The 23,680-nt window shown below is 68.3% G+C and carries 19 protein-coding genes and 21 pseudogenes; 22 read left to right on the plus strand and 18 right to left on the minus strand.

Going from position 1 to position 23,680, the window contains the following annotated elements; genetic code table 11:
* Positions 1-125: 125 nt before the first annotated feature.
* Together FF86_RS48830 and FF86_RS48835 are read right to left on the minus strand one after the other, a co-directional pair.
* Positions 126-864, minus strand: a 739-nt coding sequence (locus FF86_RS48830) for an IS256 family transposase (protein ID WP_242418791.1), incomplete at its 5' end; no start/stop codon positions are given.
* A gap of 1 nt (position 865) precedes the next feature.
* Positions 866-1,367: pseudogene (locus tag FF86_RS48835) on the minus strand (transposase); the annotation flags it as partial.
* A 143-nt stretch (positions 1,368-1,510) separates the two neighbouring features.
* Between FF86_RS48835 and FF86_RS31960 the strand changes: the two are divergent.
* The 9 genes and pseudogenes from FF86_RS31960 to FF86_RS48865 all read left to right on the plus strand — a co-directional run.
* Positions 1,511-1,726, plus strand: a complete 216-nt coding sequence (locus FF86_RS31960; protein ID WP_242418792.1) for a hypothetical protein — start codon at positions 1,511-1,513, stop codon at positions 1,724-1,726.
* A gap of 39 nt (positions 1,727-1,765) precedes the next feature.
* Positions 1,766-1,874 (plus strand): annotated as a pseudogene (locus FF86_RS48840) (IS6 family transposase); the annotation flags it as partial.
* A 1-nt stretch (position 1,875) separates the two neighbouring features.
* Positions 1,876-2,056 (plus strand): annotated as a pseudogene (locus FF86_RS48845) (DDE-type integrase/transposase/recombinase); the annotation flags it as partial.
* Positions 2,052-2,312 (plus strand): annotated as a pseudogene (locus tag FF86_RS48850) (hypothetical protein); the annotation flags it as partial. The pseudogenes FF86_RS48845 and FF86_RS48850, both read left to right, overlap by 5 nt.
* Positions 2,313-2,333: 21 nt before the next feature.
* A partial coding sequence (locus FF86_RS48855; protein WP_242418811.1) for a DUF4037 domain-containing protein occupies positions 2,334-2,727 on the plus strand: 394 nt, incomplete at its 3' end.
* A gap of 533 nt (positions 2,728-3,260) precedes the next feature.
* Positions 3,261-3,309, plus strand: a pseudogene (locus FF86_RS62440) (nucleotidyltransferase); the annotation flags it as partial.
* A gap of 1 nt (position 3,310) precedes the next feature.
* Positions 3,311-3,515: pseudogene (locus FF86_RS14835) on the plus strand (nucleotidyltransferase family protein); the annotation flags it as partial.
* 19 nt (positions 3,516-3,534) lie between these two features.
* The coding region (locus tag FF86_RS48860) for a DUF86 domain-containing protein (RefSeq protein ID WP_242418812.1) at positions 3,535-3,692 on the plus strand (158 nt) is incomplete at its 3' end.
* A gap of 1 nt (position 3,693) precedes the next feature.
* Positions 3,694-4,009: pseudogene (locus tag FF86_RS48865) on the plus strand (DUF86 domain-containing protein); the annotation flags it as partial.
* 620 nt (positions 4,010-4,629) lie between these two features.
* On the opposite strand, the gene FF86_RS14845 reads toward FF86_RS48865, so the two are convergent.
* Positions 4,630-5,412 (minus strand): hypothetical protein, encoded by a 783-nt coding sequence (locus FF86_RS14845; RefSeq protein ID WP_199865560.1) that lies wholly within the window; start codon positions 5,410-5,412, stop codon positions 4,630-4,632.
* An 823-nt stretch (positions 5,413-6,235) separates the two neighbouring features.
* On the opposite strand from FF86_RS14845, the gene FF86_RS31970 reads away from it, so the two are divergent.
* Positions 6,236-6,979: toll/interleukin-1 receptor domain-containing protein (locus FF86_RS31970; protein WP_131729376.1), on the plus strand; the 744-nt coding region annotated here is incomplete at its 3' end.
* A gap of 1,565 nt (positions 6,980-8,544) precedes the next feature.
* Here the strand turns inward: FF86_RS31970 and FF86_RS14865 are convergent.
* The gene (locus FF86_RS14865; RefSeq protein ID WP_082122371.1) at positions 8,545-9,084 is read right to left on the minus strand and encodes a MarR family winged helix-turn-helix transcriptional regulator; all 540 of its coding nucleotides are present in this window, start codon (positions 9,082-9,084) and stop codon (positions 8,545-8,547) included.
* A 376-nt stretch (positions 9,085-9,460) separates the two neighbouring features.
* Between FF86_RS14865 and FF86_RS48870 the strand changes: the two genes are divergently transcribed.
* From FF86_RS48870 to FF86_RS64115, 5 genes and pseudogenes are all read left to right on the plus strand, one after another.
* Positions 9,461-9,827, plus strand: a 367-nt coding sequence (locus FF86_RS48870; RefSeq protein ID WP_242418793.1) for an IS607 family transposase, incomplete at its 3' end; no start/stop codon positions are given.
* Position 9,828: 1 nt separating this feature from the next.
* Positions 9,829-10,033: pseudogene (locus tag FF86_RS48875) on the plus strand (IS607 family transposase); the annotation flags it as partial.
* The coding region (locus tag FF86_RS62445; RefSeq protein WP_255355801.1) for a hypothetical protein at positions 10,030-10,097 on the plus strand (68 nt) is incomplete at its 3' end. The pseudogene FF86_RS48875 and the gene FF86_RS62445, both read left to right, overlap by 4 nt.
* A gap of 1 nt (position 10,098) precedes the next feature.
* Positions 10,099-10,215: pseudogene (locus tag FF86_RS48880) on the plus strand (helix-turn-helix domain-containing protein); the annotation flags it as partial.
* Between the two features lie 81 nt (positions 10,216-10,296).
* Positions 10,297-10,458 (plus strand): hypothetical protein, encoded by a 162-nt coding sequence (locus tag FF86_RS64115; RefSeq protein WP_313949812.1) that lies wholly within the window; start codon positions 10,297-10,299, stop codon positions 10,456-10,458.
* Between the two features lie 142 nt (positions 10,459-10,600).
* Here FF86_RS64115 and FF86_RS48885 read toward each other — a convergent pair.
* From FF86_RS48885 to FF86_RS14885, 4 genes and pseudogenes are all read right to left on the minus strand, one after another.
* A partial coding sequence (locus FF86_RS48885) for an ABC transporter permease subunit (protein WP_242418794.1) occupies positions 10,601-10,885 on the minus strand: 285 nt, incomplete at its 5' end.
* Between the two features lies 1 nt (position 10,886).
* A pseudogene (locus FF86_RS48890) lies at positions 10,887-10,951 on the minus strand (hypothetical protein); the annotation flags it as partial.
* 1 nt (position 10,952) lies between these two features.
* Positions 10,953-11,455, minus strand: a pseudogene (locus tag FF86_RS48895) (ABC transporter permease); the annotation flags it as partial.
* Positions 11,452-12,240: an ABC transporter ATP-binding protein gene (locus tag FF86_RS14885; protein WP_199865561.1), complete on the minus strand. Its 789-nt coding sequence runs from the start codon at positions 12,238-12,240 to the stop codon at positions 11,452-11,454. The gene FF86_RS14885 and the pseudogene FF86_RS48895, both read right to left, overlap by 4 nt.
* Before the next feature lie 224 nt (positions 12,241-12,464).
* On the opposite strand from FF86_RS14885, the gene FF86_RS48900 reads away from it, so the two are divergent.
* The 3 genes and pseudogenes from FF86_RS48900 to FF86_RS48910 form a co-directional block, all read left to right on the plus strand.
* The coding region (locus FF86_RS48900; protein ID WP_242418795.1) for a Scr1 family TA system antitoxin-like transcriptional regulator at positions 12,465-12,869 on the plus strand (405 nt) is incomplete at its 3' end.
* Position 12,870: 1 nt separating this feature from the next.
* A pseudogene (locus FF86_RS48905) lies at positions 12,871-13,162 on the plus strand (DUF5753 domain-containing protein); the annotation flags it as partial.
* Position 13,163: 1 nt separating this feature from the next.
* Positions 13,164-13,334, plus strand: a pseudogene (locus tag FF86_RS48910) (Scr1 family TA system antitoxin-like transcriptional regulator); the annotation flags it as partial.
* Positions 13,335-13,361: 27 nt separating this feature from the next.
* Here FF86_RS48910 and FF86_RS48915 read toward each other — a convergent pair.
* From FF86_RS48915 to FF86_RS48925, 3 genes and pseudogenes are all read right to left on the minus strand, one after another.
* Positions 13,362-13,485: SAM-dependent methyltransferase (locus tag FF86_RS48915; RefSeq protein ID WP_242418813.1), on the minus strand; the 124-nt coding region annotated here is incomplete at its 5' end.
* A 1-nt stretch (position 13,486) separates the two neighbouring features.
* Positions 13,487-13,738, minus strand: a pseudogene (locus FF86_RS48920) (SAM-dependent methyltransferase); the annotation flags it as partial.
* Between the two features lies 1 nt (position 13,739).
* Positions 13,740-14,159: pseudogene (locus tag FF86_RS48925) on the minus strand (SAM-dependent methyltransferase); the annotation flags it as partial.
* A 2,064-nt stretch (positions 14,160-16,223) separates the two neighbouring features.
* Between FF86_RS48925 and FF86_RS14910 the strand changes: the two are divergent.
* Positions 16,224-16,418 (plus strand): hypothetical protein, encoded by a 195-nt coding sequence (locus tag FF86_RS14910; protein ID WP_199865407.1) that lies wholly within the window; start codon positions 16,224-16,226, stop codon positions 16,416-16,418.
* 168 nt (positions 16,419-16,586) lie between these two features.
* Here FF86_RS14910 and FF86_RS48945 read toward each other — a convergent pair.
* From FF86_RS48945 to FF86_RS48970, 7 genes and pseudogenes are all read right to left on the minus strand, one after another.
* Positions 16,587-16,828 (minus strand): type II toxin-antitoxin system PemK/MazF family toxin (locus FF86_RS48945; RefSeq protein ID WP_396229890.1); only part of this gene is annotated, 242 nt, incomplete at its 5' end.
* A 1-nt stretch (position 16,829) separates the two neighbouring features.
* Positions 16,830-16,921 (minus strand): annotated as a pseudogene (locus tag FF86_RS48950) (type II toxin-antitoxin system PemK/MazF family toxin); the annotation flags it as partial.
* A gap of 1 nt (position 16,922) precedes the next feature.
* Positions 16,923-17,162: pseudogene (locus FF86_RS66495) on the minus strand (type II toxin-antitoxin system PemK/MazF family toxin); the annotation flags it as partial.
* 787 nt (positions 17,163-17,949) lie between these two features.
* Positions 17,950-18,614, minus strand: a pseudogene (locus FF86_RS66500) (DUF6461 domain-containing protein); the annotation flags it as partial.
* 152 nt (positions 18,615-18,766) lie between these two features.
* Positions 18,767-19,318, minus strand: a 552-nt coding sequence (locus FF86_RS48955; RefSeq protein ID WP_242418796.1) for a glycosyl hydrolase 53 family protein, incomplete at its 5' end; no start/stop codon positions are given.
* Between the two features lies 1 nt (position 19,319).
* Positions 19,320-19,540, minus strand: a pseudogene (locus tag FF86_RS48960) (glycosyl hydrolase 53 family protein); the annotation flags it as partial.
* 15 nt (positions 19,541-19,555) lie between these two features.
* Positions 19,556-19,876 (minus strand): annotated as a pseudogene (locus FF86_RS48970) (glycosyl hydrolase 53 family protein); the annotation flags it as partial.
* A 559-nt stretch (positions 19,877-20,435) separates the two neighbouring features.
* Here FF86_RS48970 and FF86_RS14930 point away from each other — a divergent pair.
* The 3 genes and pseudogenes from FF86_RS14930 to FF86_RS48975 all read left to right on the plus strand — a co-directional run.
* Positions 20,436-22,400: a glycosyltransferase family 2 protein gene (locus FF86_RS14930; protein WP_242418797.1), complete on the plus strand. Its 1,965-nt coding sequence runs from the start codon at positions 20,436-20,438 to the stop codon at positions 22,398-22,400.
* A 130-nt stretch (positions 22,401-22,530) separates the two neighbouring features.
* Complete coding sequence (locus FF86_RS14935; RefSeq protein ID WP_044885851.1) at positions 22,531-23,502, plus strand: ABC transporter ATP-binding protein; 972 nt, start codon at positions 22,531-22,533, stop codon at positions 23,500-23,502.
* Positions 23,499-23,679: pseudogene (locus FF86_RS48975) on the plus strand (ABC transporter permease); the annotation flags it as partial. The gene FF86_RS14935 and the pseudogene FF86_RS48975, both read left to right, overlap by 4 nt.
* Between the last annotated feature and the right edge of the window lies 1 nt (position 23,680).

Below are 23,680 nucleotides of genomic sequence, written 5' to 3' on the forward strand. Positions count from 1 at the left end.
CCAGCGTGATATGCCGATACCAGGCATGGTAAAGCCGGACCTGATAGTGGTCGAGGCCGACCTCGTTCGGTCACGTCCAGCGGCGTGGTGTACGGAAGGTAACTCCGCGTGATCCTAGTTTCAGTTTAGGCGGTGAGCGCTTCGGGTGTCACGCTGATCTCGGGTGTGTCGGCCGGCGTGTTCCCCGCGTCGACTTTGCCGAGGATTTCCAGGCCGAAATAGCGGTGGGTTTCGATCCACTCGTCGTGTTGCTCGGCGAGTACGGCGCCGACGAGACGTACGATGGCACCGCGGTCCGGGAAGATACCCACAACATCGGTCCGCCGACGGATCTCCTTGTTCAGTCGTTCCTGCGGGTTCGACGACCAGATCTGCCGCCAGATCTCCCGCGGGTAGGCGGTGAACCCGAGCAGGTCCGCTTTCGCCTCGGACAGGTGTTCCGCGGCGCGGGGCAGTTTCTCGGCCAAGGCGTCGACGACCCGGTCGAACTGCACCGTCACCTCTTTTGCGTCCGCCTGCTCGAAGATAGTCCGGACCAATGTTGCCACCCACGGCTGCGACGACTTCGGTGTGAACGTCAACAAGTCACGCAGGTAATGCGTCCGGCACCGCTGCCAGGAAGCACCCGTCAGCGTCGACCCGATCGCCGCGACCAGGCCCCGGTGGGCATCCGAGGTCACCAGGCGGACCCCGGACAGGCCGCGGGCGACCAGGCCACGGAAGAACGCCAACCACCCTGCCCCGTCCTCGCTGCTCACGACGTCGAGGCCGAGGATCTCCCGGTGACCATCGCCGTTGACCCCGACGGCGAGCAGGCAGTGGACGTTCACAACCCGGCCGTCTTCGCGGACCTTCATCGTCAGCNCATCGGCCTGCACGAACCGGTACGGGCCGGCATCCAGCGGCCTCGAGCGGAACGCCTCGACCTGCCCGTCGAGATGCTTCGCCAACTCCGACACCTGCGACTTCGAAATATGCGCGACCCCGAGCTGTTCCACGAGCTTGTCGACCCGCCGGGTGGAAACACCGAGAAGATACGAGGTGGCCACCACCGAGATCAACGCCTGTTCCGCCCGCCGGCGGCGCGTCAACAACCATTCCGGGAAATACGAACCGGACCGCAGCTTCGGAATCGCCAGATCAATCGTTCCCGCCCGGGTGTCCCACTCCCGCATCCGGTAGCCATTCCGACGATTCGTCCGATCCGGTGATATCTCCCCGTACTCGGCGCCACAGACCCCGTCGGCCTCGGCGCTCATCAACGCCTCCGCGAACGCCTTCACCATCGAGCCCAACAGATCCGGACTCGCCGCCACCAGCTCCTTGCCGAACCCTTCGACGTCGGTCACAGTCGGACGCACGGCCATCGCGTTTCTCCTCCTCGAGTTCTTGCCTGTTCTCGAATGAGGATCACGCGGTGGTCGCTTCACGTCACGGACCGCCACTCCGGTGAGTCGCTAGACGATCACACCCCGTACACCACGTCCGTGGACTCCACTGCACCGACTTCGTGAGTAGGTGGATCGCCGGTCGCCCCGTCCGACATCGAACCGCTCGCAAACGCATCGAGCATCCTCACGTCGGTCACCTCACGCTCGACAGCGATGTTCTGCAAACCCCCGGCAGCGCTCTTCGAATCATCGTCTACTCCGCCGAGCCGGACAGCCAGGACGCCAGCCGCCTCGACCTACTCCGAGTGCTCGGTACCGAGGCTTTCGCTCACTAACCGGTTTCGGAGTTCGTCGGGTTCCGGTTCCCACCCGAGGTGATCGTCTTGGTCGTCCGCTGGTACCTGCGGTACAGCCTGTCCTACCGCGACGTCGAGGAGCTGCTCGCGGAACGCGGCATCACCGTCGATCACGCCACGATCTACCNCTGGGTCCAGCGGTTCACTCCGCTGCTCGTCGAGGCTGCCCGGCCGTGCCGACCCAGCCCTGGAGACAGGTGGTTCGTCGACGAAACCTACGTCAAGGTCGCCGGCCGGTGGACCTACCTGTACCGGGCGATCGACCAGGTCGGGCAGGTCATCGACGTCCTTGCCGCCGAACGGCGTGACCTGGCACGGAATCTCCACGGACCACGATTTCGGCCCCCGCCTGCAATTGTTCGTCCCCCCGGATCTCGATACCACGCCGATCGACGTCGCCCTGGAGAGGCTGCCAGCTCGATTCGACGATTTCCCGGTCGTCTACCCCGACAGCGACCGACACGACGGCCGACCACACCACCAGGTGGAGGTGACCACCGCGCAGGCGTTCTTCCTCGACCGGCTCGGTGTCGACCCCGCCTGCGGGATGGATCTGGCGGACTGGNTGCTGGCCCCGACCCAGATCATGGCCAGCCTCACGGGCGGCGTGGTCCTGCACGACCCGCTCGATCTGCTCACCGCGCGGCTTCGGGCACTGACCTGGTACCCCGACGACGTCTGGCGCTATGTCCTGGCGGCCGGCTGGCTGCGGGTCAGCCAGGAAGAACCGTTCGTCGGCCGCACCGGCGGCCGCGGCGGCGACCTCGGCTCGCGCATGCTCGCCGCGCGCGTGGCCCGCGACCTCGTCCGGATCGGCTTTCTCCTCGAACGTCGCTGGGCCCCGTACAGCAAGTGGCTGATGACCGTGTTCGCCCAGTCGGCCCTCGCGGACCAGGTCGGTCGGCACTTGCGCCACGCGCTCAGCGCGACGCGGTGGCGGGAACGCGAAGCAGCGCTGTGCGCCACGGCCAGCCATCTTGNCGCCGCCACGGACCAGCTTGGCCTGGCCGAGCCCGTAGACCCCGCGCCGCTTTCATACCCGGGACATCCAGGTACTCGGCGCGCAACGCCTCACTCGTGCGCTGACCGATGTGATCAGCGATCCGCAGCTGCGAGCCCTCCCCACCGGGCTCGGACACCGACCCGACGGCCCGCTCGGCCATCTCCCCGGCGCGATCGACCAGGNCATCGACAGCGTCGAGATCCTCACCCAACCGCACCGCCGCCGCGACTATGCCCCCGCGCTTGGACTCCGGGCGTGAATCCCGCGGCAAGCTGCCCGCGGAGTAGATCGAGCAACTCAGCGGCGCCGACGACTGGGACGCATGACCAGACGCACCTCGTGCGTCGGACTGCTCTACGGCGCTTCGGGTCGCGGCTGGGTGGTTCGCGCGGCACGCAGGACGCCGGCGGGCATCGCGCGTGAGGCGGTGCCTGGGTCGTGCGGTCGTGGCTGTCTGGAGGCGATAATGGCGAGGTGACCGTCGACCTTCGTGACAGTCGGATCGCCGAGGTGTGCCGGCGCTACGGCGTCGCCGAGTTGTCCGTCTTCGGCTCGGTGGNTCGCGGCGACGACACCGACGAGTCGGACGTCGACCTGCTGTACGTGCTGGCGCCCGACTCGGCGCTTGGCTTCGAGATCGTCGACCTCCGGGACGATCTCGAAAAGATCGTCGGTCGTCGCGTCGACCTGGTACCCAAATCCCGGCTGAAGTGGGTCATCCGCGATCGAGTGCTCGCGGAGGCTCGGGTCCTCTATGCGGCGTGATGAGCTCTACCTCGTCGACATGATCGAAGCCGCGGTCGCCGCGACGGCGTTCGTCCAGGAGGTCGACGAGGCCGCGTTCCTGGAAAGCGATCTGATCCAGAGTGCTGTCCTCCAGAAACTCCTGGTGATCGGCGAGGCGGCCGGACGAGTCTCGCCCGAGATCCGCGGACGGTGGCCNGACGTGCCGTGGCGGTCCGTCACCGGATTCCGCAACATCGCCGTTCACACGTACTTTGAGGTCGACTGGTCCATCGTGTGGCGAATCGCCACGGCCGCGCTGCGGGAACTCCAGGAGCAACTGCTGACGCTACTCAAAGCCGAGTTCCCACTCATCGCCAGCCAACTCGACCAGCCGCACTGGCTGCGGGCACGTTGCCCTGGGTGTGGACGTACTCGCCGCCAGCCCCTCCTCAGTGAGTTGTGCCCGAGCGCAAGCACCTTCCCCGAGGCCAAACCGAATAGGAACGTCAACGCGACCACGACGGCGACGGTCANGGTCACCAGACGGGCCGAGGTGTCCGGAACCATCAGGTGTTCGGAACGCTTGTTCGATCCGGTAGATGATGTTCCGGTCGGCGCGGTCACTGGGCTTCGTCCCTGGCTGGGGCTCGGGTAACGACCGGTCGGACAGTGATTTCAGGGCCAGCAACCAAGATCAAGCGGTTCGGATACTGGTACACATGGTCCACCCCCTCTGACCAGGCCTTTTGTGGCGTCCCGGTCGTCGCGAAGATCGACAAGTGGTCGATGTGATGCCGTTGCGACAGCAACTAATCTTGAAGCCTCGGTGGGCGGCTACAGAGAGCGACATGTGCCCCGGAGGCCATGGGCAGGTACTCGTCGTTCTGCGCAGCTTCACGCCGCCGGCAGGCGTTGACCGACGCGGTCGGCAACGTCGACATNCTGCTCAACACGCGCCGACCGTACTGTCAGCCCCCTCCGAATAAAGACGGAGGGCCTTGTGGAGCCTTTTGGAGGGGCTGAAGGAAGGGGGGTCGCCCTGGAGGGGGAGGCCGTGCGCCAAGCCCTGCACCGGGCCCGCCGGCGCGTCCGGATCGGGCCTGGCTGAGACCCGCCCGCGGGCCGGTCACGGGCCCGCGGTGCTCACCAAATCTCAGCGGTCGTGACGCAGACCTTCGACATCGGCGCGGGCGTAGCGGCCGAATCGGCCGGGGGCCAGGCCGCCGCGTTCGGCGGTCACCTCGAAACGACCGACGGACCAGCCGAGCAGCTCGGCGGCCTCGGCATTGGTCAAGCTTGCCGCGAGCCAACGTTGGCGGTCGGCGACGACTGCAAGGAGCTGATCGGGAGCGAGCGCGTCCAGCTCTTTGACCGCGTAGAGGGGCCAGCCGCGGAACTCGCCCGTCGGGCGAAGGATCCCGCGTTCGTGCAATGCCTGGACGTCCGCACGTTGGACGTCCAGGGCGGTGCGCTCGGCCAGGTACTGGGCGGACTTCTCCGAGCCGATACCCGGATGGTCGCCGACCTCGGCGAGGATCTGCTCGACCCGGTCGGGCAGCGTCTCAGCGAGGGCGTCCGACCAGCGGCGGCCCTCGATGTCGGGAGGTGGTACCAGCCCCCGGAACTGTGCGTGACGCAGCTGCCATTCCTGGATCCCGAGCGAGCGGGCGAGCTGCACTGGGCCGAACCCTTCCCGGCTGCGTGGCCTGGAGGTCTTACCGTCGGCCGTCGGCTCGGGGCGTTCGCCGACCTCGGCGAGGATCTGCTCGACCCGGTCGGGCAGCGTCCGGGCCAGTGCGTGTGACCAGCGATGAGCGTGGAGGTCGGGCGGCGGTATCAGACCCAGGTTCTGGGCGCGACGCAGCTGCCACTCCTTCATCCCAAGCCAGCGGGCGAGCTGCACCGGACCGAACCCCTCCTGGGACTGGGAGCTCACAACCCCGATCCTTTCTCCCCTGTGATGCGGATGGCCGATTCTGCGCGCGGCTGCGGCACGGCACGCCCCTGACCGAGCGATCCCCTTTTCTTCATTCTGCTCGTGTCCAAGCCGCAATGACCGGATGAACGCTCGTACGAGAGGACTGACGCGGGAGGTTTCGCTACTTGGCAGCAGCGTTCCTCGCCCTCGAGACGCCGTTCAGGCGTGCAGGGAGGCGCGTCGAGCGCGGTCGGCCAGTAGGCCAACTGGTGGAGCAGCGCGGCTGCCGCGGACTGGCGAGTGGGGTGGGTGTCCTGCCTCCGGCCGGTCCGCCAGACCTGGACAGCACCGCCGCCGCCAATGCTGCGGCCTGCCAGCCCCGGCCGCCGCGAGGGCCAGGGCTGAGGCTCACGTGGCCCAGAGCGACCCCGCCGAGGCTGACCGCTACGCGCCCCGTCTCGGTCGGGGTCAGGACGGGCCCCTCGCCGCCGGCGCCGGTGACGGCGCGGACCGCGGCGGAGAGCTGCAGGGACAGGGGGTGGTCGCCGGTGTCGGTCCGGATCACCACCGGCCGGTCCCGGCGCCGGCGAGAGCGGGCCGGGGTGTCCCCGCCCGGCGGGATCGCAGCCGTGTCACGGTCATCACGCGATAGTCCGTGAGGGCAGGCTACCCGGGACGCGTGATGCTGATGCGGTACCCCGTCCTCCCCTCCTCGACGGGCTGCACGTGGAGCTCATGACCGACGTCGACGACCTGGACGCCATCCACGCCGACGCTTGTCCGCTGCGCGGCGGGGTTGTGACGGTTCGTGGTGATGCCTGGCAGGCTGTCGGCTATGGGCATGGGGGATCCGGCAGGGGCCGGCGCAGCAGCGGGTCTGCCGAGTTCGGTGAACTTTTTCGTCTCGTACACCGGGGTGGATGAGCCGTGGGCGGTGTGGGTGGCCTGGCAGTTGGAAGCCGCCGGCTACACCACCCGGATCCAGGCGTGGGACTTCGGGGCGGGGGCGCATTTCGTCACCGAGATGCACCGGGCCGCGCAGCACGCGGCGCGGACCGTCGCGGTGCTCTCGGCGGCGTATCTGTCCTCGGCGTATGCGGAGGCGGAGTGGCAGGCCGCCTGGCAGCAGGATCCGTCCGGTGAGGATCGCCGGTTGCTGGTGTTCCGGATCGAGGACTGCCCCCGGCCGGGCCTGCTCGCCCAGCTCGTCAGCGTCGATCTGTTCGACCTCGACCCGGATACCGCGGCCACCCGGCTGGTCGCCGCGGCCCGCGGGGAGCGGGGAAAGCCGACAGTTGAACCGTCGTTTCCCGGCGGGGGCCGGCCCGCCGGGCAGGGGTGGGCCCGGAGCCGGTGTTCCCGGGCCGGCTGCGGGTCGCCGACGCCGATCCGTACCGCCTCGGGGTACACCGGGCGATCCAACTGCCCGACCTTGAGGACACCACCCCGCCGGTCTACGTGGAACGTGACATCGACCAGGCGCGCAACGGGGTCCGGGACCGGCTACGGGCTGCGGCCGGGTGGGGTGGGTTCGTGCTGCTGGTCGGGGGATCCTCGGTCGGCAAGACCCGCTGCGCGGTGGAAGNGGTCAAAGCCGAACTGGGCGACTGGCGGCTGATCCACCCCGCCAGCGCCGCGCAGATCACCGCCCTCACCGGCACACCCCCCGCCCGGACCGTGCTCTGGCTCGACGAACTCCAGAACTATCTGGGCGGTGAACACGGCCTGACCGCCGGTGTTCTGCGCGCCCTGCTCGACGCCGTCGGCCCGGTGGTGGTCGTGGGCACGCTCTGGCCGGAGTACTACCGCCGCTTCACCGCGCTGCCGAAACCCGGCGAACCCGACCCCTACCGCTGGGAACGCGACGTCCTGCGCCTGGCGGCCGTCGTCGACGTCGACGACCGGTTCAGCCCAGCCGAACAGGCCCGCGCCCGCCACGCCGCCATACAGGACCGGCGGATCCAGGCCGGGCTCGATAACAGCGGCTACGGGCTCACCCAGACGTTGGCCGCCGCCCCCGAACTCCTGCGCCGCTGGACCAGCGCTCACACCGACCATCCCTACGCCTGGGCGGGGTCCTCACCGCCGCGCTCGACGCCGCCCGCCTCGGCGCCCGCGCACCCCTGACCGCCGGCCTGCTCCGCGACGCCGCCCCCGACTACTGCACTCCCCACCAGCAAGCCACCGCCCCCGCCAACTGGTTCGAACACGCCCTCGCCTACGCCACCGAGGAACTTCACGGCGCCACCGCCGCCCTCGCTTCCACCAGCAACGGCATGGGCATGGGCCGGATCGCCGGCTACACCGTCGCCGACTACCTCCTCCAACACGCCACCCACACCCGCCGCGGCGAACGGCCCCCCGCCAGCCTGTGGACCGCGCTACGCGACCACCCCACCCNCCCCGACGACCTGGCCCGCCTCGCCAACACCGCCCTGAACTACCAGGTCTACACACTCGCCGTCCCCCTCCTACGCCAGCAAGCCGACGCCGGCGACAGGGTCACCGCGAGCCGGCTGGCCGACCTGCTTTTCGAGGCGGGGGACCGTGACGGCCTGCGCCAGCGCGCGGACGCCGGTGACGGGGACGCCGCGAGACGGCTGGCCGACCTGCTCGCCGAGGCAGGGGACCGGCCGGGCGCGATCGACGTCCTACGCCAGCGCGCCGACGCCGGCGACGAGTACGCCACGCGCCAGCTGGCCGACCTGCTCGCCGAGACAGGGGACAAGCGGTTGCGGCGCTACGGGTCCGACGTGGACGGGCGGATCGCCGACGGGCCCACCTGGTAGGCGGGAACGCCCCCGGTGTGGCGCCGGGCCCTGGTCTGGCGCCCGGTAATCCCGACCTCAGGGAGAACTCCTGGCCGGTCCCGGCGGGCGCGGCCGTGATTGCCGCGTGCTACCTAGCGTCGCTGATCCTCGCCTGGGCGCTCCACACGACGGTCGAGATACCCGTCGCCCGCCGGTCCGTCCCCGAACGTGCCAGCCCATCTGCCCGTGACCGCGTCCCCCATCGCGGCGACGGCCATTCCGCCGCCCCCGGAGACCGGGGCACGCCCCGGCTTCCCTCGGCGTCAGCCAAATGCTTTGTTCGATCAAAACATCTTCGGCGCGGGTCGTGCCGGGGGCGGGGAGCCGCGTGGGGAACCGCTCAGCCGGCCGGGTCGGCCTGGGAGCCACCGCCCGGGCCCGGGCGGGCCCCGAGCTTCTCCCGCATCCCGGTGAGCATGTGCTCATGGATGAGCAGCAGGACGTCGGCGGCCTGGTCGAGCTTGTCGCCGGGGACGTCGGCGAACACGTCCCGTAGGAGCTCGAGCCGTGCGGCGCGTACCTTCTCGACCGCCGTGCGGCCCGCGGGGGTGATGGCGATCAGCGTCGTGCGGCGGTCTCCCTCGACGGAGATCGCCTCGACGAGACGGTTCTCCCGGAGCTGGCGTAGCTGGAGCGAGGTGGTGGAGATGTCGATCTGCATGCACTCGGCGATGTCGGAGATCCGCAGCGGCTCCGCCAGGTCGAAGAACTCCAGCAGCCGCAGCTCGCTCGGCGGCAGGCGGCAGTCCGAGCGCCGGGCGATCTCCGCCCGGATACGCCGGCTTTCGCTCCACCGCACCAGCGCGGCGGCACCGGCCCCCAGCCTCTCCAGCGGTGCCTGACCGGACGCGCGGGACGAAGGCATCACGGCGGAACTCACCGGGTCAGCCTAACCCGCCGGCCGCCGGAGACGTGAAGAACAGGACCGCGCCCCCGATGGCCGGGCTCCTCCCCAGACCTGTCCTCCGCCGTTGCGGTGACCTGGGTGTTCATACCCCACTAGTTTGGTGTATAAAACCATCCACCTCATCAACTCACTCCAGAGAGGGTCGCTCCGTGCGCTTCGCCGCTTCTCGGACCCTGCTCGGCCTCGTGCTGCCCGCATTGCTGATCACGGTGGCGGGCTGCTCGAGCGCGACACCGGGACCAGCCGGATCACCGAGCCCGTCCGGCTCCCGGAGCAGAGGGTGAAAACTGCTGCCGGTCTAGCGCCGGATAGCGCCGGATAGCGCCGGATAGAGCTGTATGGTGGCGGTGTGAACCTCAAGGAGTGGGCCGCCGCGAACGAGGTCGGGTATTCCACCGCCCGCCAGTGGTTCCTGGACGGCAAGCTCCCGGTCTCCGCGCGGAAGGTCGGTGGGCTGATCCTCATCGACCCGCCCGCGCAGCAGGTCCCGGTAGAGGCGGTGGCCGTATACGCCCGCGTCTCGTCGGCCGATCAGAAGCCGGACCTTGACCGGCAGGTCGCCAGGATCGTCACCTGGGCAGCCAGCCGGAACCTGGCTGTCGGCAGGGTCGTGACCGAAGTCGGGTCGGCGCTCAACGGTCATCGGCGGAAGTTCCTCGGCCTGCTACGTGACCCGGCCGTGACGACGATCGTCGTCGAGCATCGGGACCGGTTCGNCCGGTTCGGTGCCGAGTACGTCGAGGCCGCGCTGTCCGCGCAGGGGCGGCGCCTGCTGGTGGTCGACCCGGCTGAGGTCGACGATGACCTGGTCGGTGACATCACCGAGATCCTGACCTCGATGTGCGCCCGGCTGTACGGCCGCCGGGCCGCGGCGAACCGGGCCGCCCGCGCAGTCGCCGCGGCCACTGAGGCCGGCGAGTGAAGGCTCTTCAGGCGTACCGGTTCGCGCTCGACCCGAACCAGGTCCAGCTCGCCGGCCTGCGCCGNCACGCCGGGGCGGCCCGGTTCGCCTACAACTGGGGTCTGGCCCGGGTGAAGGCCGCGCTCGGCCAGCGGGACGCCGAGAAGTCCTATGGCCTGACAGGCGACCTGCTCACGGAGATACAGGAGCAGGAGGGCCTCGCGATGCTGTTCATCTCCCACGACCTCGCGGTGGTGAGCCAGGTCAGCGACCGGGTCGCGGTGATGCGGGCCGGCCGGCTCGTCGAGACCGGCGAGGTCCGCCAGGTCTTCGCCCGGCCGGCCCACGCCTACACGCGGACCCTGCTCGCCGCACTTCCCGCGACCCGGGCACCGGACGGCCCGGCGCCGAGGATCAGCACCCGCTCGGACCTGACGACCTCCTGACGGGTCCGACGAAGGTCGTCCAGGGCCTTGCTGACGGTGGTCGCGACCGGCCTTCGCCGGGCACGGGTAGTCGGAGCCGGTGGCCAGCACCAGATAGTCCGCCTCGACGCGCTGGCCCGAGGCGAGCGTGACGCCGCTGGGGTCAGGATCGGCGGCGGGGGGTGTCCCAGGCGCCGACGGCGATGCGGGCGGCCAGCCCGAACAGCCAGAACAGCGCTAGGCCGAACAGGGAGGACACCATGATCGCGGCAAACAGCGGTGCGGACTGGAGGCGCTGGGTGTAGTCGTCGATGAGGCTGCCGATGCCCGGCTGCCCCTGCCGGAAGAAGAAGTCACCGACGATCGCGCCGATGACCGACAGCCCGGCGGAGATACGCAGCCCCGTGAACACCGCGGGCAGGGCGCTGGGAAACTCGAGATGGACGAGNCTTGCCCACCGGCCAGCCTGGCGCAGCGTGAACAGGTCATGCTGCTGGGCGTCGGTCGACTGGAGNCCGAACAGGGTGTTGGTGATGATGGGGAACAAGGCGACCAGGACGCACACGACGGTACGGGACCAGAATCCGTACCCCAGCCAGAACCCGATCAGCGGCACGATCGCGAGGATCGGGATCGTCTGGAGCGCCACCGCCCACGGGTAGAACGACCGCTCGACCCAGCCCGCCTGGCTCATCAGCACGGCAAAGATCATCCCAAGGGCGGCGGCGATGGCGAGCCCCACCAGCGCGACCTTCGCCGTCGCGCCCAGTCCCCGCAGAGTCTCGTGGAAGGTGGTCCAGTCCCCGAAGCCGTCGGTGACGACCTCGTGCGGCGGCGGCAGCAGGAAGCGGCGGCGGGGGGCCAGCGCGAGATAGGTCACCGCGTACCAGACGCCGACGACGGCGGCCAGCACGGCCAGCGGCGGCCCGGCCCCGCGGGCCGTGCGGCGCAGGCGGCCATGCTGGCGGGGGCTCTCGGCCGCCGGGGCCGCGAGCGGTGCCCGGGCCGTCGCCGTCATGTGAACGACTCCTGCAGCGCCGCCGAGACGGTCCGGGCGACGTCGCCGAAGGCGGCGTCGAAGCGCAGGTCGGCGGGCCGCGGGTAGGCGAACGGGACGTCGACCTGCGCGAGGACGCGCCCCGGTCGGGCTGACAGGACGACGACCCGGCTGGCGAGCCAGACCGCCTCCACGACCGAGTGGGTGACGAACACGCCCGCGAACCGCTCGCGGGCGTGGAGCCGCTGCACCTCCTCGCCGAGCCGCTGCCGCGTGATCTCGTCGACCGCGCCGAACGGCTCGTCGAAAAGGAACAGCGACGGCCGCACCGTGAGCGCCCGGGCGAGCGAGACCCGCATCCGCATGCCGCCGGACAGCGCCGTGGGCCGGTGGCGCTCGAACCCCTCGAGCTCGGTGAGGGAGATGGCCGCGGCCACGAGTTCGCGCCGCCGCTTCTTCGGCACGCGGTCGAGTTGGGCGAACAGGCCGACATTGCCCTCGACGGTGCGCCACGGCAGTAGCGTGGGATCTTGAAAAACGTAGCCGGGGGCCTTGGGCCCGACGGCAACCGTCCCGCTGGAGGGCTCGGTCAACCCCGACGCGATCCGCAATAGTGTGGACTTCCCCGAGCCCGAAGGCCCGACCACCGTCACGAACTCGCCGTCGGCGACCGTAAGTGACACTCCCCGCAACGCGTCGGTGCCGTCGGAGAAGGTCTTTCCCACGTCGTCGAACGCCAATGCGATCCCCGGCGCAAGGGGCACCGTCTCTCCCTTCCTGCCACGGAGCCGGGCCGTCGGCGACATGCCGGCGTCCTTAATCTGAGCGAATCGTAGCCCCGGGCACGAGGCGTTACCGGACGCACCCTGATGCCGTCCCCGGTGTCATGGCCGGGAAACAGTCCCGGAGCGAGGNCCGCCAGCTCGGTTGTCCCGGCGCTGTGGGTGAACCCGGCTACATGACTTCCATCATCATCCGGTACGCTGAAGGGAACGTGGCCGCATGAGGGCGGCCGGATGAGGGCGGGGGAATGACGCTGCAACGGGCGGGCGGGCCGATAGTGCGCCGCGTTGTACTGGGCACACAGCTACGGAGAATCCGGGAAGCGAAAGGCATTAGCCGGGTGGATGCTGGCTACAGCATCCGGGCCTCCGAGTCGAAGATCAGTCGGTTGGAGTTGGGTCGGGTCAGTTTCAAGGAACGCGATGTGGCCGACTTGCTGACACTGTATGGCGTCACGGACGAGAGGGACCGCTCGCCGTTGCTCGAACTCGCCCGTCAGGCCAACGAGCCCGGTTGGTGGCAGGGTTTCACCGACGTGATGCCGGGATGGTTTCAGCCCTACCTGGGCCTGGAGGAAGCGGCGATCCTGATCCGGACCTACGAGCTTCAATTCATCCCCGGCCTCCTCCAGACCAAGGATTACGCCCGCGCCNTCATGGCCGGAGCCCGCCAGGTGGACGGCGCCGACGCCGTCGAACGTCGGGTCCAGGCGCGGATAAGTCGGCAGGCCATTCTCGACCGGCCAGATCCGCCCCGGGCATGGGCGATCATTGACGAGGCGGCACTGTGGCGCTCGGTCGCCGGGCCGGCCGTCATGCAAGGCCAGCTCGAACACCTGATCGCCCTGAACGCGAACCCGAACATCACCATCCAGGTGATTCCATTCAATGTCGGCCCCCACCCCGCCGAGGGGGGCGCGTTCAGCATTCTGCGGTTCGGTGAGCCNGATATCGCCGATGTCGTCTACCTGGAGCATCTCACGGGCTCCGTCTATCTCGACAAGCCGGACGACGTCACCCGCTACACGCTCGCCATGGACAATCTGGCACTCAAGAGCACGACGCCCGACGACACGGTAAAGGTCATCAAAAAAATCGCCTCGTATCACGCTGCGTGACGTCCGCCTCCGCCCGGTTGGCGGACGTCAGGGCTTCCGGCCGATGCCACACAGGTCGTCGATCGCCAGGGGCGGTTCGGCCGAGGGGTCTGGCCGCCACAACGGCGTCGAGACCAGACCCGGCTCGACGAGTTCGAAACCGTCGAGAAAANGGGCCACCTGCTCGGGGGTGCGCATGTGGTACGGAAAGCTCTCGTGCTCGTGGAGATGGTGGATGGCGTCGGCACGGTCCTCGCCCATGATGGCGTAGGTGCCGTCCTTGAACACAAGATAGCTGCCGGAGGGCAGGGATTCGCGCAGTTCGCGCACGATCGCGTATGCCTCGTCGAGGTCGGCCACGTTTCCCATGATCCCGAGCATGATCAAGCCGATCGGCCGGGTGAAGTCCAGGGTCTCGCGGGCGGNCTGGAGGATCTTCTTCGGCTCGCGGACGTCGGCGTCGACGTAGTTGGTAGCCCCCTCGGGCGTGCCGACCAGCAGGGCCCGCGCGTGCGCCAGGACCAGCGGATCGTGGTCGACGTAGACGATCCGCGAGTCGGGGGCGATCCGCTGCGCTACCTCATGGGTGTTGTCGGCCGTCGGCAGGCCGGTACCGATGTCGAGGAACTGCCGGATACCCACCTCACCGGCCAGGTAGGTGACCGCGCGGCCCAGAAAGGCCCGAGCTTGCCGGGCGAGCTGCACAATCTCGGGGAGCAACTCGTAGAGCCGGTCGCCGAACTCGCGGTCCACCGGATAGTGGTCCTTCCCGCCCAGCCAGTAGTTCCACACCCGCGCCGAGTGCGGCACGGTGATGTCGACAACGGGTGCCGAAGCGTCGCTCATGAGTAACGTTCCCTTCGCCGCGTGGTCACAAGAACCCGATGCTCATCATAGGGACCGTCCGGGGCGGCCCCGCCCCGGACGTCACTCTTCTTCCGTTGCCGCCGGCGTCCCTTACTTCAACGTCACTGCCTTGTCGAGGAACTCGTTGGTCACCAGGTCCGAAGGAACCAGCCCCGCCTTCGGCGTACTGCCCTTCGCAGTGAAGACCGGGACCAGCCGGCCGATCAGCGTCCCTACCCGGGCCGTGTCGAAGCTGCCCAGCACTCCGTCACTACCATCGGCGATCAACCCGAGTTGCTTCTGCGTGGCGTTGCCGTACGCGAGCAGCCCCGACGAAAGGGTGAACCCGCCCGTGTGCAGCGTACTGACGACCTTCAGCAGGAGCTGGTTCACCGGCGCCGGATTAGCGACGTAGTCCCGCTGCGCCCGCTGCAACAGCGGCACCAGCTTGGCCAGGCAGGCGCNCTGGGTCGACACCTTGTCCGGCCGAACGGCCAACGCGGAGATGTACGCAGGGTATTCGTCCTGCAGAAGTAGGTGCTTCACCGGCTTGCCCCACGCCTTGACGTCGTGCTGGAGCAGGTAGGGCTCGTTGGTGACGAAAGCCTGCTGCACGATCTTGCCATCGGCGGCGACGAACCGGTCCGGGGACCCCTGATAGGAGGTGTCGACCTGGGACTTGGCCAGNGACCCCTCCCGGACGAAGACGTCGGGAAAGGACGTCCCGCTCGCGCTGGCCAGCACCGTCGCGCCCGACTGGCGGATCTCGGCGACGTTGGTGAAGTTCCACGCCGGGTCGCCCCAGATCAGCGCCAGCGGAGACTTCTCGTAGGGCGCGAAGACGGCGACCGGCGGCTGCCTCCCGGAGGCCTGCACAGCCTCGTCCGTTCCCACATAGCCGGCCAGGATGCTGTCGTCCTGAGCCAGCAGCGAGGTCACCGGCTGGAAACCCGTCGCCGGCCCGCCGGCGCGCACCTGGAGCCTCACGCCGGTAGCACCCAGCGGTCCCTCAACCCGGTTCTTGCTCACGTCGATCGTCGGGTTGGGGCCTAGAAGCTGGTACAGGTACCCGTCGGGAAGGCCAGGCCACCAGTTCGCCTGGATGACAACCGTGGAGGGGCAGATCCCCTTCAGCGGCGTCGCGTAACGCGACTCGGTGGCGGACCCCGTGGCCGACGGGCTCACCCCACCGGACCCACTCGACGAGCCGGAACACGCGGTCAGGCCGAACGCCAGCACCGCGGCGCACCCCGCCACCCAACGGCGGCGAAACATCGAAACTCGCACCAGCCCAGATCTCCTCAGCACGGTGAAATAGGTGAGCACCCGGGGGTGGGAACACCAGGCTTGCGATGCTCCTGACATCACGGCGGGCCGTCTTCGCCCACCGTGAGGATTCCACACCGCCGAGGGCAGGATGGTACGAGGTGGCAATTCCCCGTACAGCTTCAGCCCCCGGTGGAATCGGGAGTGCGACGCGCAGTAGCTGTAGCCGGCCAGCTCCACGTGCTGCACGTGCTGCACCGTCGGCCGCGACATTCCGCACGGCACGGTGGTCGCATCGCTGATCCAGTGGTTGTCGAACCAGAATTCACTGTCCGCCGCCACAAGCCCGATCATGCCCTTGACCAGTGGTAACACTGGTCGTAGCAGCTTGTTGTAGCCAGCCTGGCCCGGCAGGTAGGGGAACGCCCCGAAGAGGCCGGGTGCCCGATGTCCGCCCCGATGTCTGCCGGTGTGCGCGACAAGGCGACGGCTTCCGCCGACTACAGCCGGTCACAGATCGCGACCTGGGCGCTGCCATATGCTGGTCCTGGTTCGCAGCCAGCCGGAAACACCCGCGAGGAGGCCGCGTCCATGAGCACTCCGGAAACCGGCCCTCCGCCGTACCCGCCGCTGCGCTCTCCGGTCACCGCCGAGGAGCTCCTGGCCGCGCGAGGTACATCACCCATCCGGTCTCTCGACGACCTGGCGGCCGACACCTTCGACTCCGACGAGGAGCTCGACGAGTTCCTCGCGTTCGCCTACGCCGAGCGTCGNCGCGACGTCGCCTGAGTCGCCGCCGTGCAGCTCGTCGTCCTGGACACCGACGTCGCTTCCTTGAGCCACAAGCGCAGACTCAGCGGGCTCATGGCGACCCGTCTGATCGGCCGCCGGCCGCTGATCACGTTCGTGACCTTCGGCGAGCTCACCACGTGGACCGACCTGCGAGACTGGGGCAGTCGCCGACGCCAGAAACTCGCCAAGCGTTTGACCTGAATAAATAGTTTTAATCTATTGGCCTGGTGACCGTTGGGTCGATGAAGGGTCAGAGAGGCGGACTGATCTAATGGAAAGGTTCGCGCGGAACATTGGTTCATGAGGGGTGGCTACCCGGGGTAGCCACCCCTCATGGTTTGCACACATCTGCAGCTTGTGTCGTCTTAGCTAGCGCCAGCCGTAGCGCTGCCGCAGCCGGTCCGTGACCCGCTCGAACGGCTCGCGCGGCAGGGCCGTCGACTCTCGGCGCATCCCGCCCTCGTGCACCCGGATCACCCGGTCCAGGTTGACCCAGGACGGTCGGTGCTCGCTGTCCCACCCGCCCGCGCCGACGGACACGAAGTCGCCCTCGCCGTCATGATCCTTGCTGGTGAGCTGCACGGCCAGGTAGGTGCCCGCGGATTCGACGGNCACCACGAGGACCGGCCGATCCTTGCCCCGTCCGTCGTTCTCCTCGAACGGCACCCACGTCCAGACGATCTCGCCGGGATCCGGGGCCCCGTNCGACTGCGGCGCGTAGCTCATCCGCACCGGCCCGATGCGATCCGGATCGACCTCCCTGGTGGCGTCCGGCCCGGACTCGCCCGGCGAGACCTCCGCCTGCGCGCGGGACGACCCCGCCCGCTCCCGGGCCGGGTGACTGCGCGCGGCTGCCACCGAGGATGGCGAGGAGGATGGCGAGGAGGAACGGGCCGTCGGCGTTGATGTCGACCGCCGCCGACCTTCCCGTCCCGCCTCCCGTGANGGCGCCTCCCCCCGGCGGTGACTGCTCGTCACCAGGTCGGACACGATCTTGATCAGATCCCCCAGCAATCCCATGCCGCCACAATACTGATCTTTAATGTGTGGTTTCGCTGGATCATGATGTTGCTGGGTCATGCTGGTTCTGGCCGGGATCATGACGTGTCCCAGGTCGGGCCGGTGCCGGCGAGGCAGCCCTCGAGGAGATCGGGGCGGTGCGGCTCAAACCTGACGATCCACAAGCAGCTCCGGTCGACGATCAGGCCGTCCGCCACAAGCGGCGACGGCGTCGAGCCCCGCTATCTTTGGACGAATCCGTATATCTGACGGATCGTGATGCCTGCTACCCGGCGTCACCACCGCACGTGAGCCAAAGCCGTTAACTTGACACTCCCGGCTCCCGAGCCGCCGGGACTGGAGGGTCCTGCTGCATCGGGTCGGCGACGCCCTGTGCTCCCAGCAGACACCTCCGGAGCCGTCACCTGTATACGGCGGGACCCCCAACGCCAGGCCGTCGGCGCACCGGTGGCCGCGTCGGACAGGGAGGCGACGCGATGAAGTGAACATGTTGCGGTTCTCGCCGGGGTGGACTCCCGGCGCTGCTTCTGTCTGCCGGAAACGGCGTCATCTCTCCTCGGGCGGGCGGAGGGTGCCGAGGTATTGGCCGAGCGGCGTCGATTCTCTTGGGTGGACGAGTGGGAGGGCGGGTCTGGGTGCGGAGAGCGGGGGACGACGCTCGGGCAGCATGGCGGTGAGCAGCGGGCGTGCGAGCATGCGGGGGGCGAGGTGNCCGCCGAGGTGGTCGTTCACGGCCCGCAGAGCGGCGACGATGTCCGACTGGTCGGGATGGGTGGCCCGGTGGCGTTCGGTGGCGTCCCAGAGCGGATGGGGGCCGGCGGCGCGCCGGGTGACCGGGTTCCCGATTTCGAAGCTTTCCTGGGGTTGCCCGTCGACCCAGTGCTTCAGGGTGTGCATGGCGTTGGCGGAGTCGTTGAGGGCCAGTGTCTGCGTGCCGCGGGACAGCGCGGCGAGGGTCTCGGGCATGACGCCTTCGACACTCATGGTCTCGAAGCCGAACGTCCAGTCCCCGAGGGTTCCACTGGTGAGGATCGTCCGGTCTGGGCCGGGCTGGACGACGGCGTCGGTCTCGCCGAAGGCAAGGAGGCGGGCTGTCGTCGGATCGGCCTCGTAACGCTCCAGCAGGTTCCGGGGGGTCACCCCGTGGGTGACGGTGAGGCAGAACGGCCCGTAGCGGACGATTGCCGTCCAGTCCTGCTCCGGGGAAGGCTGGGTCATTTCGTGCTCCGGGTCTGGTGCGGCTGCCCCCAGGAATATAGCCGCGTGGGGGCAGCCCGGCGCGCTCGCCTGCGGTGACACCGACAACTCCGGGAAACGAAGCCCGCTGGCCGTCGACGCCCGGACGCTGATCCACGGGTTCCGCCGCCACGAAAACATGATCTTCCGGTTCGCCACCGACCTGCCCGTACGCGGTCGATGTTGCGCCGATCGCGCGAATAGAAACGGCCGACCAGCAGCAATCGCGGATGGAATGNCGGCGCGAGGGACATCGCTCGGATAGCTGATCAGGTGTCGAAGCTGCGCCGACATCATTCCGATGGTCGTGGTCGTGGTCGTGCGGCGGACCCATCCTGCGCGGAGAATGCGTCGAGGCTGGGCAGGGCGGCTCCGTGCCCGTCGAACATCGCCAGGTTGGCGGTCGGAATTCGTTCGCCGGCCTTCGGGTCGACGGTAAGCCAGCCGGGCTCCCAGACAAAGAATCCCAGCCCGCGATGGTCTGGCACTTCCTGGAGTAGCCGCCGGAGTTGCCTGAAGTAGTTCTCCTGGCCTTCCGCCGTAGCGGGAAGAGTTTTTCGGTCCGGTAGCTGATCGGCCGTTCTGACCCAGTCGCCGGGTTTCGTTCCGGCCAGGGTCCATGGGTAGGCGGTCTCCACGATGAGAATCTTCTTGTGGTAGCGCGCGGCCAGGTTCGCGAGGTTCGCACGCAGATCCGCCAGCGAGCCGTTCCAGTACGGATAATAGGTGAGGCCGATCACATCGAAAGCTGTGACCCCGGCGTGCATGAGTTTGTCGAAGAAGTACTGTGAACGGCTGGCGTCGCCGCCGCTGTCAATGTGGAGGACGACGGACAGGTGACGGTGNGGCTCACCTTCGCGGGCACCGGTGATCGCACTGTTGACCAGCGTGGCGAAAGGTGACCAGTCCTGCGCCGCGCCGTGTTGGACTGCGCCGAGTGGCCAGAGCATGCCGTTGGTGATCTCGTTCCCGATCTGGATCATATCGACCGGTGTGCCGTGTTCGGCGAATGTCGCGACCAGGTCACGTGTATAGGTTCTGACCGTGCCGAGCATGGCGGCGAGGTCNGCTCCGTGCCAGGNGGCCGGTGTTTGCTGGCTGTATGGGTCGGCCCAGAAGTCCGAGTAGTGGGGCACGAGCAGGATCTTCAGGCCAGCGTCCTTCGCTCTCCGCGCCAGCTCGAGTGCCGACCGCTCGTCGCTGTATCCCGGGGGTGGATTGACCCATACCCGTAACCGGACGTAGTTCGCGCCGTGGGCCGCGAGTATCCGCTCGATCGGCAGACGTTCACCTCCGTCGGAGAAGGCCGTGCCGGCGGCCTCCTCCTGCAGCGTGAAAGAGATGTCCGCGCCTCGGACGCCGGGGACTCCGGCGGACGGCGCGGGCCGCCACGGCGCGACCATGACGACGNCGATCAGCAGCCCGACCACGATCGCCGCGCTGGCCAGGTGGATCATCCGTACGCCTCTGACCTGCACCAGCGTCCACTCCCCCCAGCCGAGCGCTCGATCGCGTCGGGTGGACCGCAGACCCACCCCGGGCCCGCCCGGAGGGTGTCCGTCGTGTCTTTCCAGGACGAGAAGCCTGCGTTCGTGTGTGTGATGCCCGCAACCGCAACGGACGTAGGCCTGCTTCGGCGGCGGAAGTCATGCTGATTACGGAGGAATAGTATCGAATCGGTACATCTCCGATGAAAAGTCACCCTCCGTGCACCCCTTATCGCCGATAGTGCAAATTTTGCTAATTGACAGATGATGCCTTAGCGTAACGAACAGTCCGAGGGTCCTCGATCAATATGTCGCGATCCTCGTGGGGCGCAGGGACTGGGGGGCAACGTGCGACAGGGTCTTCGGCCTGCCGACCACACGGGCGCGCGGAAGCGTCGCGTGACGTGACCCTTGCCTTCGTTGAGTAGCTCGGCCAATCGCGCGACAGCGTAGCCGACCACGGGGCGAACCCCGTTTGGATGCTGATCTGCCGGCCGGGAACTGGTCGTCCTTTCTCGGGCCGATCACGCGCGCTCCGTTATTGGTCTTTTTGCCGTGCGCCGACCGTGCGCGGATTGGGGGAACGGTGCGGAGTCCGCTACGCGGGGAGAACGCGACCGCATTTTTGGCCGACGGCGTGGGACAGCTCACCATGCCCCTGGAATACCGTCCTTCCGCGCCGCGTCGGGCGGAGGTGGCCCCGGGGCAGTCCGAGATCCGCGTCCAGTCCACCTCCCCGATGAGTCGCCGGCAGCGACGGCAGTACTGGCTGATCGTGGCCGGGTGGATCCTCGCTGTGCTCTTCTTCTGGGTATGGTGGCTGCGCGGGGATCACGTCGGCTCGCTTCCGCTGTTCATACTCATGTCATTTTCTTTTTTCTACGTGGGCGTGCTCCTGTCGTCGATGTACATGCTTTTCGTGGGACACATGCGGCGACCGACCCCGATTCCAGTGGCCCACGCCGAGCGCGCCGCGCCGATCGGACGGGTAGCCGTTCTGAGTCTCACCGTGCCCGGCTCGGAGTCGCTGGACATCGTGCGTCGCCAACTCGTCGCCATGAGTCGAATCAGCTATCCTCACGACAGCTGGATACTCGTCGACAAAATTTCCTCTCCAGAAATAGAGGCGTTGGCCCGATCCATGGGGGTCAAGTATTTCTCGCGCCACGACGAGGCCCGTTGGGGAAAGGTGGGCGTGGCCGGCTGGAACCGGCGGTTCCCACCCTTCAAGCGGAAGACGAAGGCCGGCAACGTCAACAGCTGGCTCGACGCCTATGGGCACAATTACAGCCATTTCACGCAGCTTGACATCGACCACATCCCGAATCCGGACTACCTGGACAGGGTCCTCGGTTATTTCGCCGACTCGAAGGTGAAATGGGTACAGGCGCCCAGCGTCTACGGTAACTTCACCCACTGGACCGCGCGGGGCGCCGCCGAACAGGAACTCGGTCTCCAGGGACCGCTCCAGATGGGTTTCTACGGATTCTCCCGAACACCGTTCATCATCGGTAGCCACTGCACGTACGACACCGCCGCGATCCGCGAGATAGGCGGGTTTCAGCCGACTCGAGCCGAGGACCACCTCGACACCGTCTGCCTCGCCGCCCGCGGATATCAGGGGGTCTTCGTCCCCGACATCCTCGCGGTCGGCGACGGGCCGGAAACATTTGAGACCTACCTGTCGCAGCAGTTCGCCTGGGCCTACTCGATGATCGAGGTACTGCTTCGCCACACGCCCCGACTGCTCCGGCAGTACAAGCCACGTCAGGCGATGCAGTTCCTTTTCGCGCAGACCTGGTACACCTTCTGGTCACTGTCGATGCTCATCCTGTTCACATTGCCGCTGATCTCCCTCTGCCTGAATCAGCGCATCGCGAAGGTGCACTACCTCGACTTCGTCGGCCACAGCTTCCCGATGACCGCCATGGCCGCAGCTATCTGGCTGTGGAGCCGGCCCTGGCACCTGCCAGCCGGTGTGCGGCTCACCTGGCGGGGAATGGTGCTACACGCCGCCCGCTGGATCATCGTTCTTTCCGCGCTCGTCCAGGTCGTGCTACGAGTCAAGAAGCCTTATATGATCACCAAGAAGGGGGTGGACGGCGACGGCAACGCGATCTCGCTGCGGATGGTCGCGCCGTACATCGCCATGGTGATCCTGCCTCTCGCCGCATGCTGGTGCTACCTTGCCGCGTACGGGCCCGGCTCCAACGAGGGCTACCTTCTCTTCGCGCTGCAGGACGCGCTGGTATTCCTGCTGGTGCTGATCTTCGTTATCCTGCAGGAGGTCAGGGCCACCCCGGGCGGTAGCTCGCAGCTCACCGTTCGACTGCGGCGGCAGGCCGCACCGCTGCTGACCACAGCCGTTCTCGCAGTGGCGACCGCGATCACCGCCGCCGCCTGCAGCATGCCGATCTGGGGTGCGCTCTCCTCGACCTAGATCCTCCCGCGAAGTCCGCCAGAACCGGGCCATGTTCCTGGGCTTCTGCCGCTGCCTGCGAGTTGTCCTGAAAGGTTTCTGCGGGCGCCGGCTTGACCTTGACCCTGCGTCGGGGTTCCAGCATGGCGGCATGACCGCTACCAGCCCCGCGATCGAGGCTTCCGGACTCACCAAGTCCTACGGCGACCACACCGTGCTGGACGGCGTCGACCTGACCGTCCCGGAGGGCACCGTCTACGCCCTGCTCGGACCCAACGGCGCCGGCAAGACGACCATCGTCAACATCCTCTCCACCTTGCTGACCCCCGGTGACGGCGAGATCCGCGTCGCCGGCTTCGACGTCCGACGCGAGCCCGCCGGGGTGCGCGCCGCGATCGGTGTCACCGGGCAGTTCTCGGCGATCGACGAGCTGCTCACCGGAGCTGAGAACCTGCGGCTGATGGCCGACCTGGCGCACCTGGACCGGGCGACCGCGACCGCCGCCGTGACCGTGATGCTGGAGCGCTTCGACCTCGTCGACGCGGCCGACCGGCGGGCACAGACCTACTCGGGCGGCATGAAGCGGCGGCTGGATCTGGCGATGACGCTCATCGCCCGGCCCCGGCTGATCTTCCTCGATGAGCCGACGGCCGGTCTCGACCCGCGCAGCCGTCGCGCCCTGTGGGCGATCGTGCGCGAGCAGGTCGCCGACGGCGTGACGGTGCTGCTGACGACGCAGTACCTCGAGGAGGCCGACGAGCTGGCCGACCGGATCGGGGTCCTCGACGGTGGCCGCCTGGTCGCCGAGGGCACGGCGGCGGAACTGAAGCGGCGGGTGCCCGGCGGGCACGTGTCGGTGCAGTTCACCGACGCCGCGGGGCTGGCCGCGGCAGCGGCGGCGCACCCGGAGGCCACCACCGACGCCGAGGCACTCACCCTGCAGGTGCCGGGCGACGGCAGCATCGCCGGGCTGCGCCGCGTGCTCGACGGCCTCGACGACGATGGCGTCGCCGGCCTGACGGTCTCCTCCGCCGACCTCGACGACGTGTTCCTCGCGCTCACCGGCCGCGCATCCGAGGCGCCCGCATCCGAGGCGCCCGCATCCGAGCGGATCCCCGCATGAGCACCACCTACATCGTCCGTGACTCGGCGACGATGCTGCGGCGCAACCTGCGGCACATCCGCCGCTACCCTTCGTTGTCGATCATTCTGGTCGCACAGCCGATCCTGTTCCTGCTGCTGTTCGTGTACGTGTTCGGCGGGACCCTGGGCGCCGGCCTGCCGGGCCAGACGGGCCAGGN

The sequence above is a fragment of the Frankia sp. CpI1-P genome (assembly GCF_001421075.1).
Classification (GTDB): Bacteria; Actinomycetota; Actinomycetes; order Frankiales; family Frankiaceae; genus Frankia; species Frankia torreyi.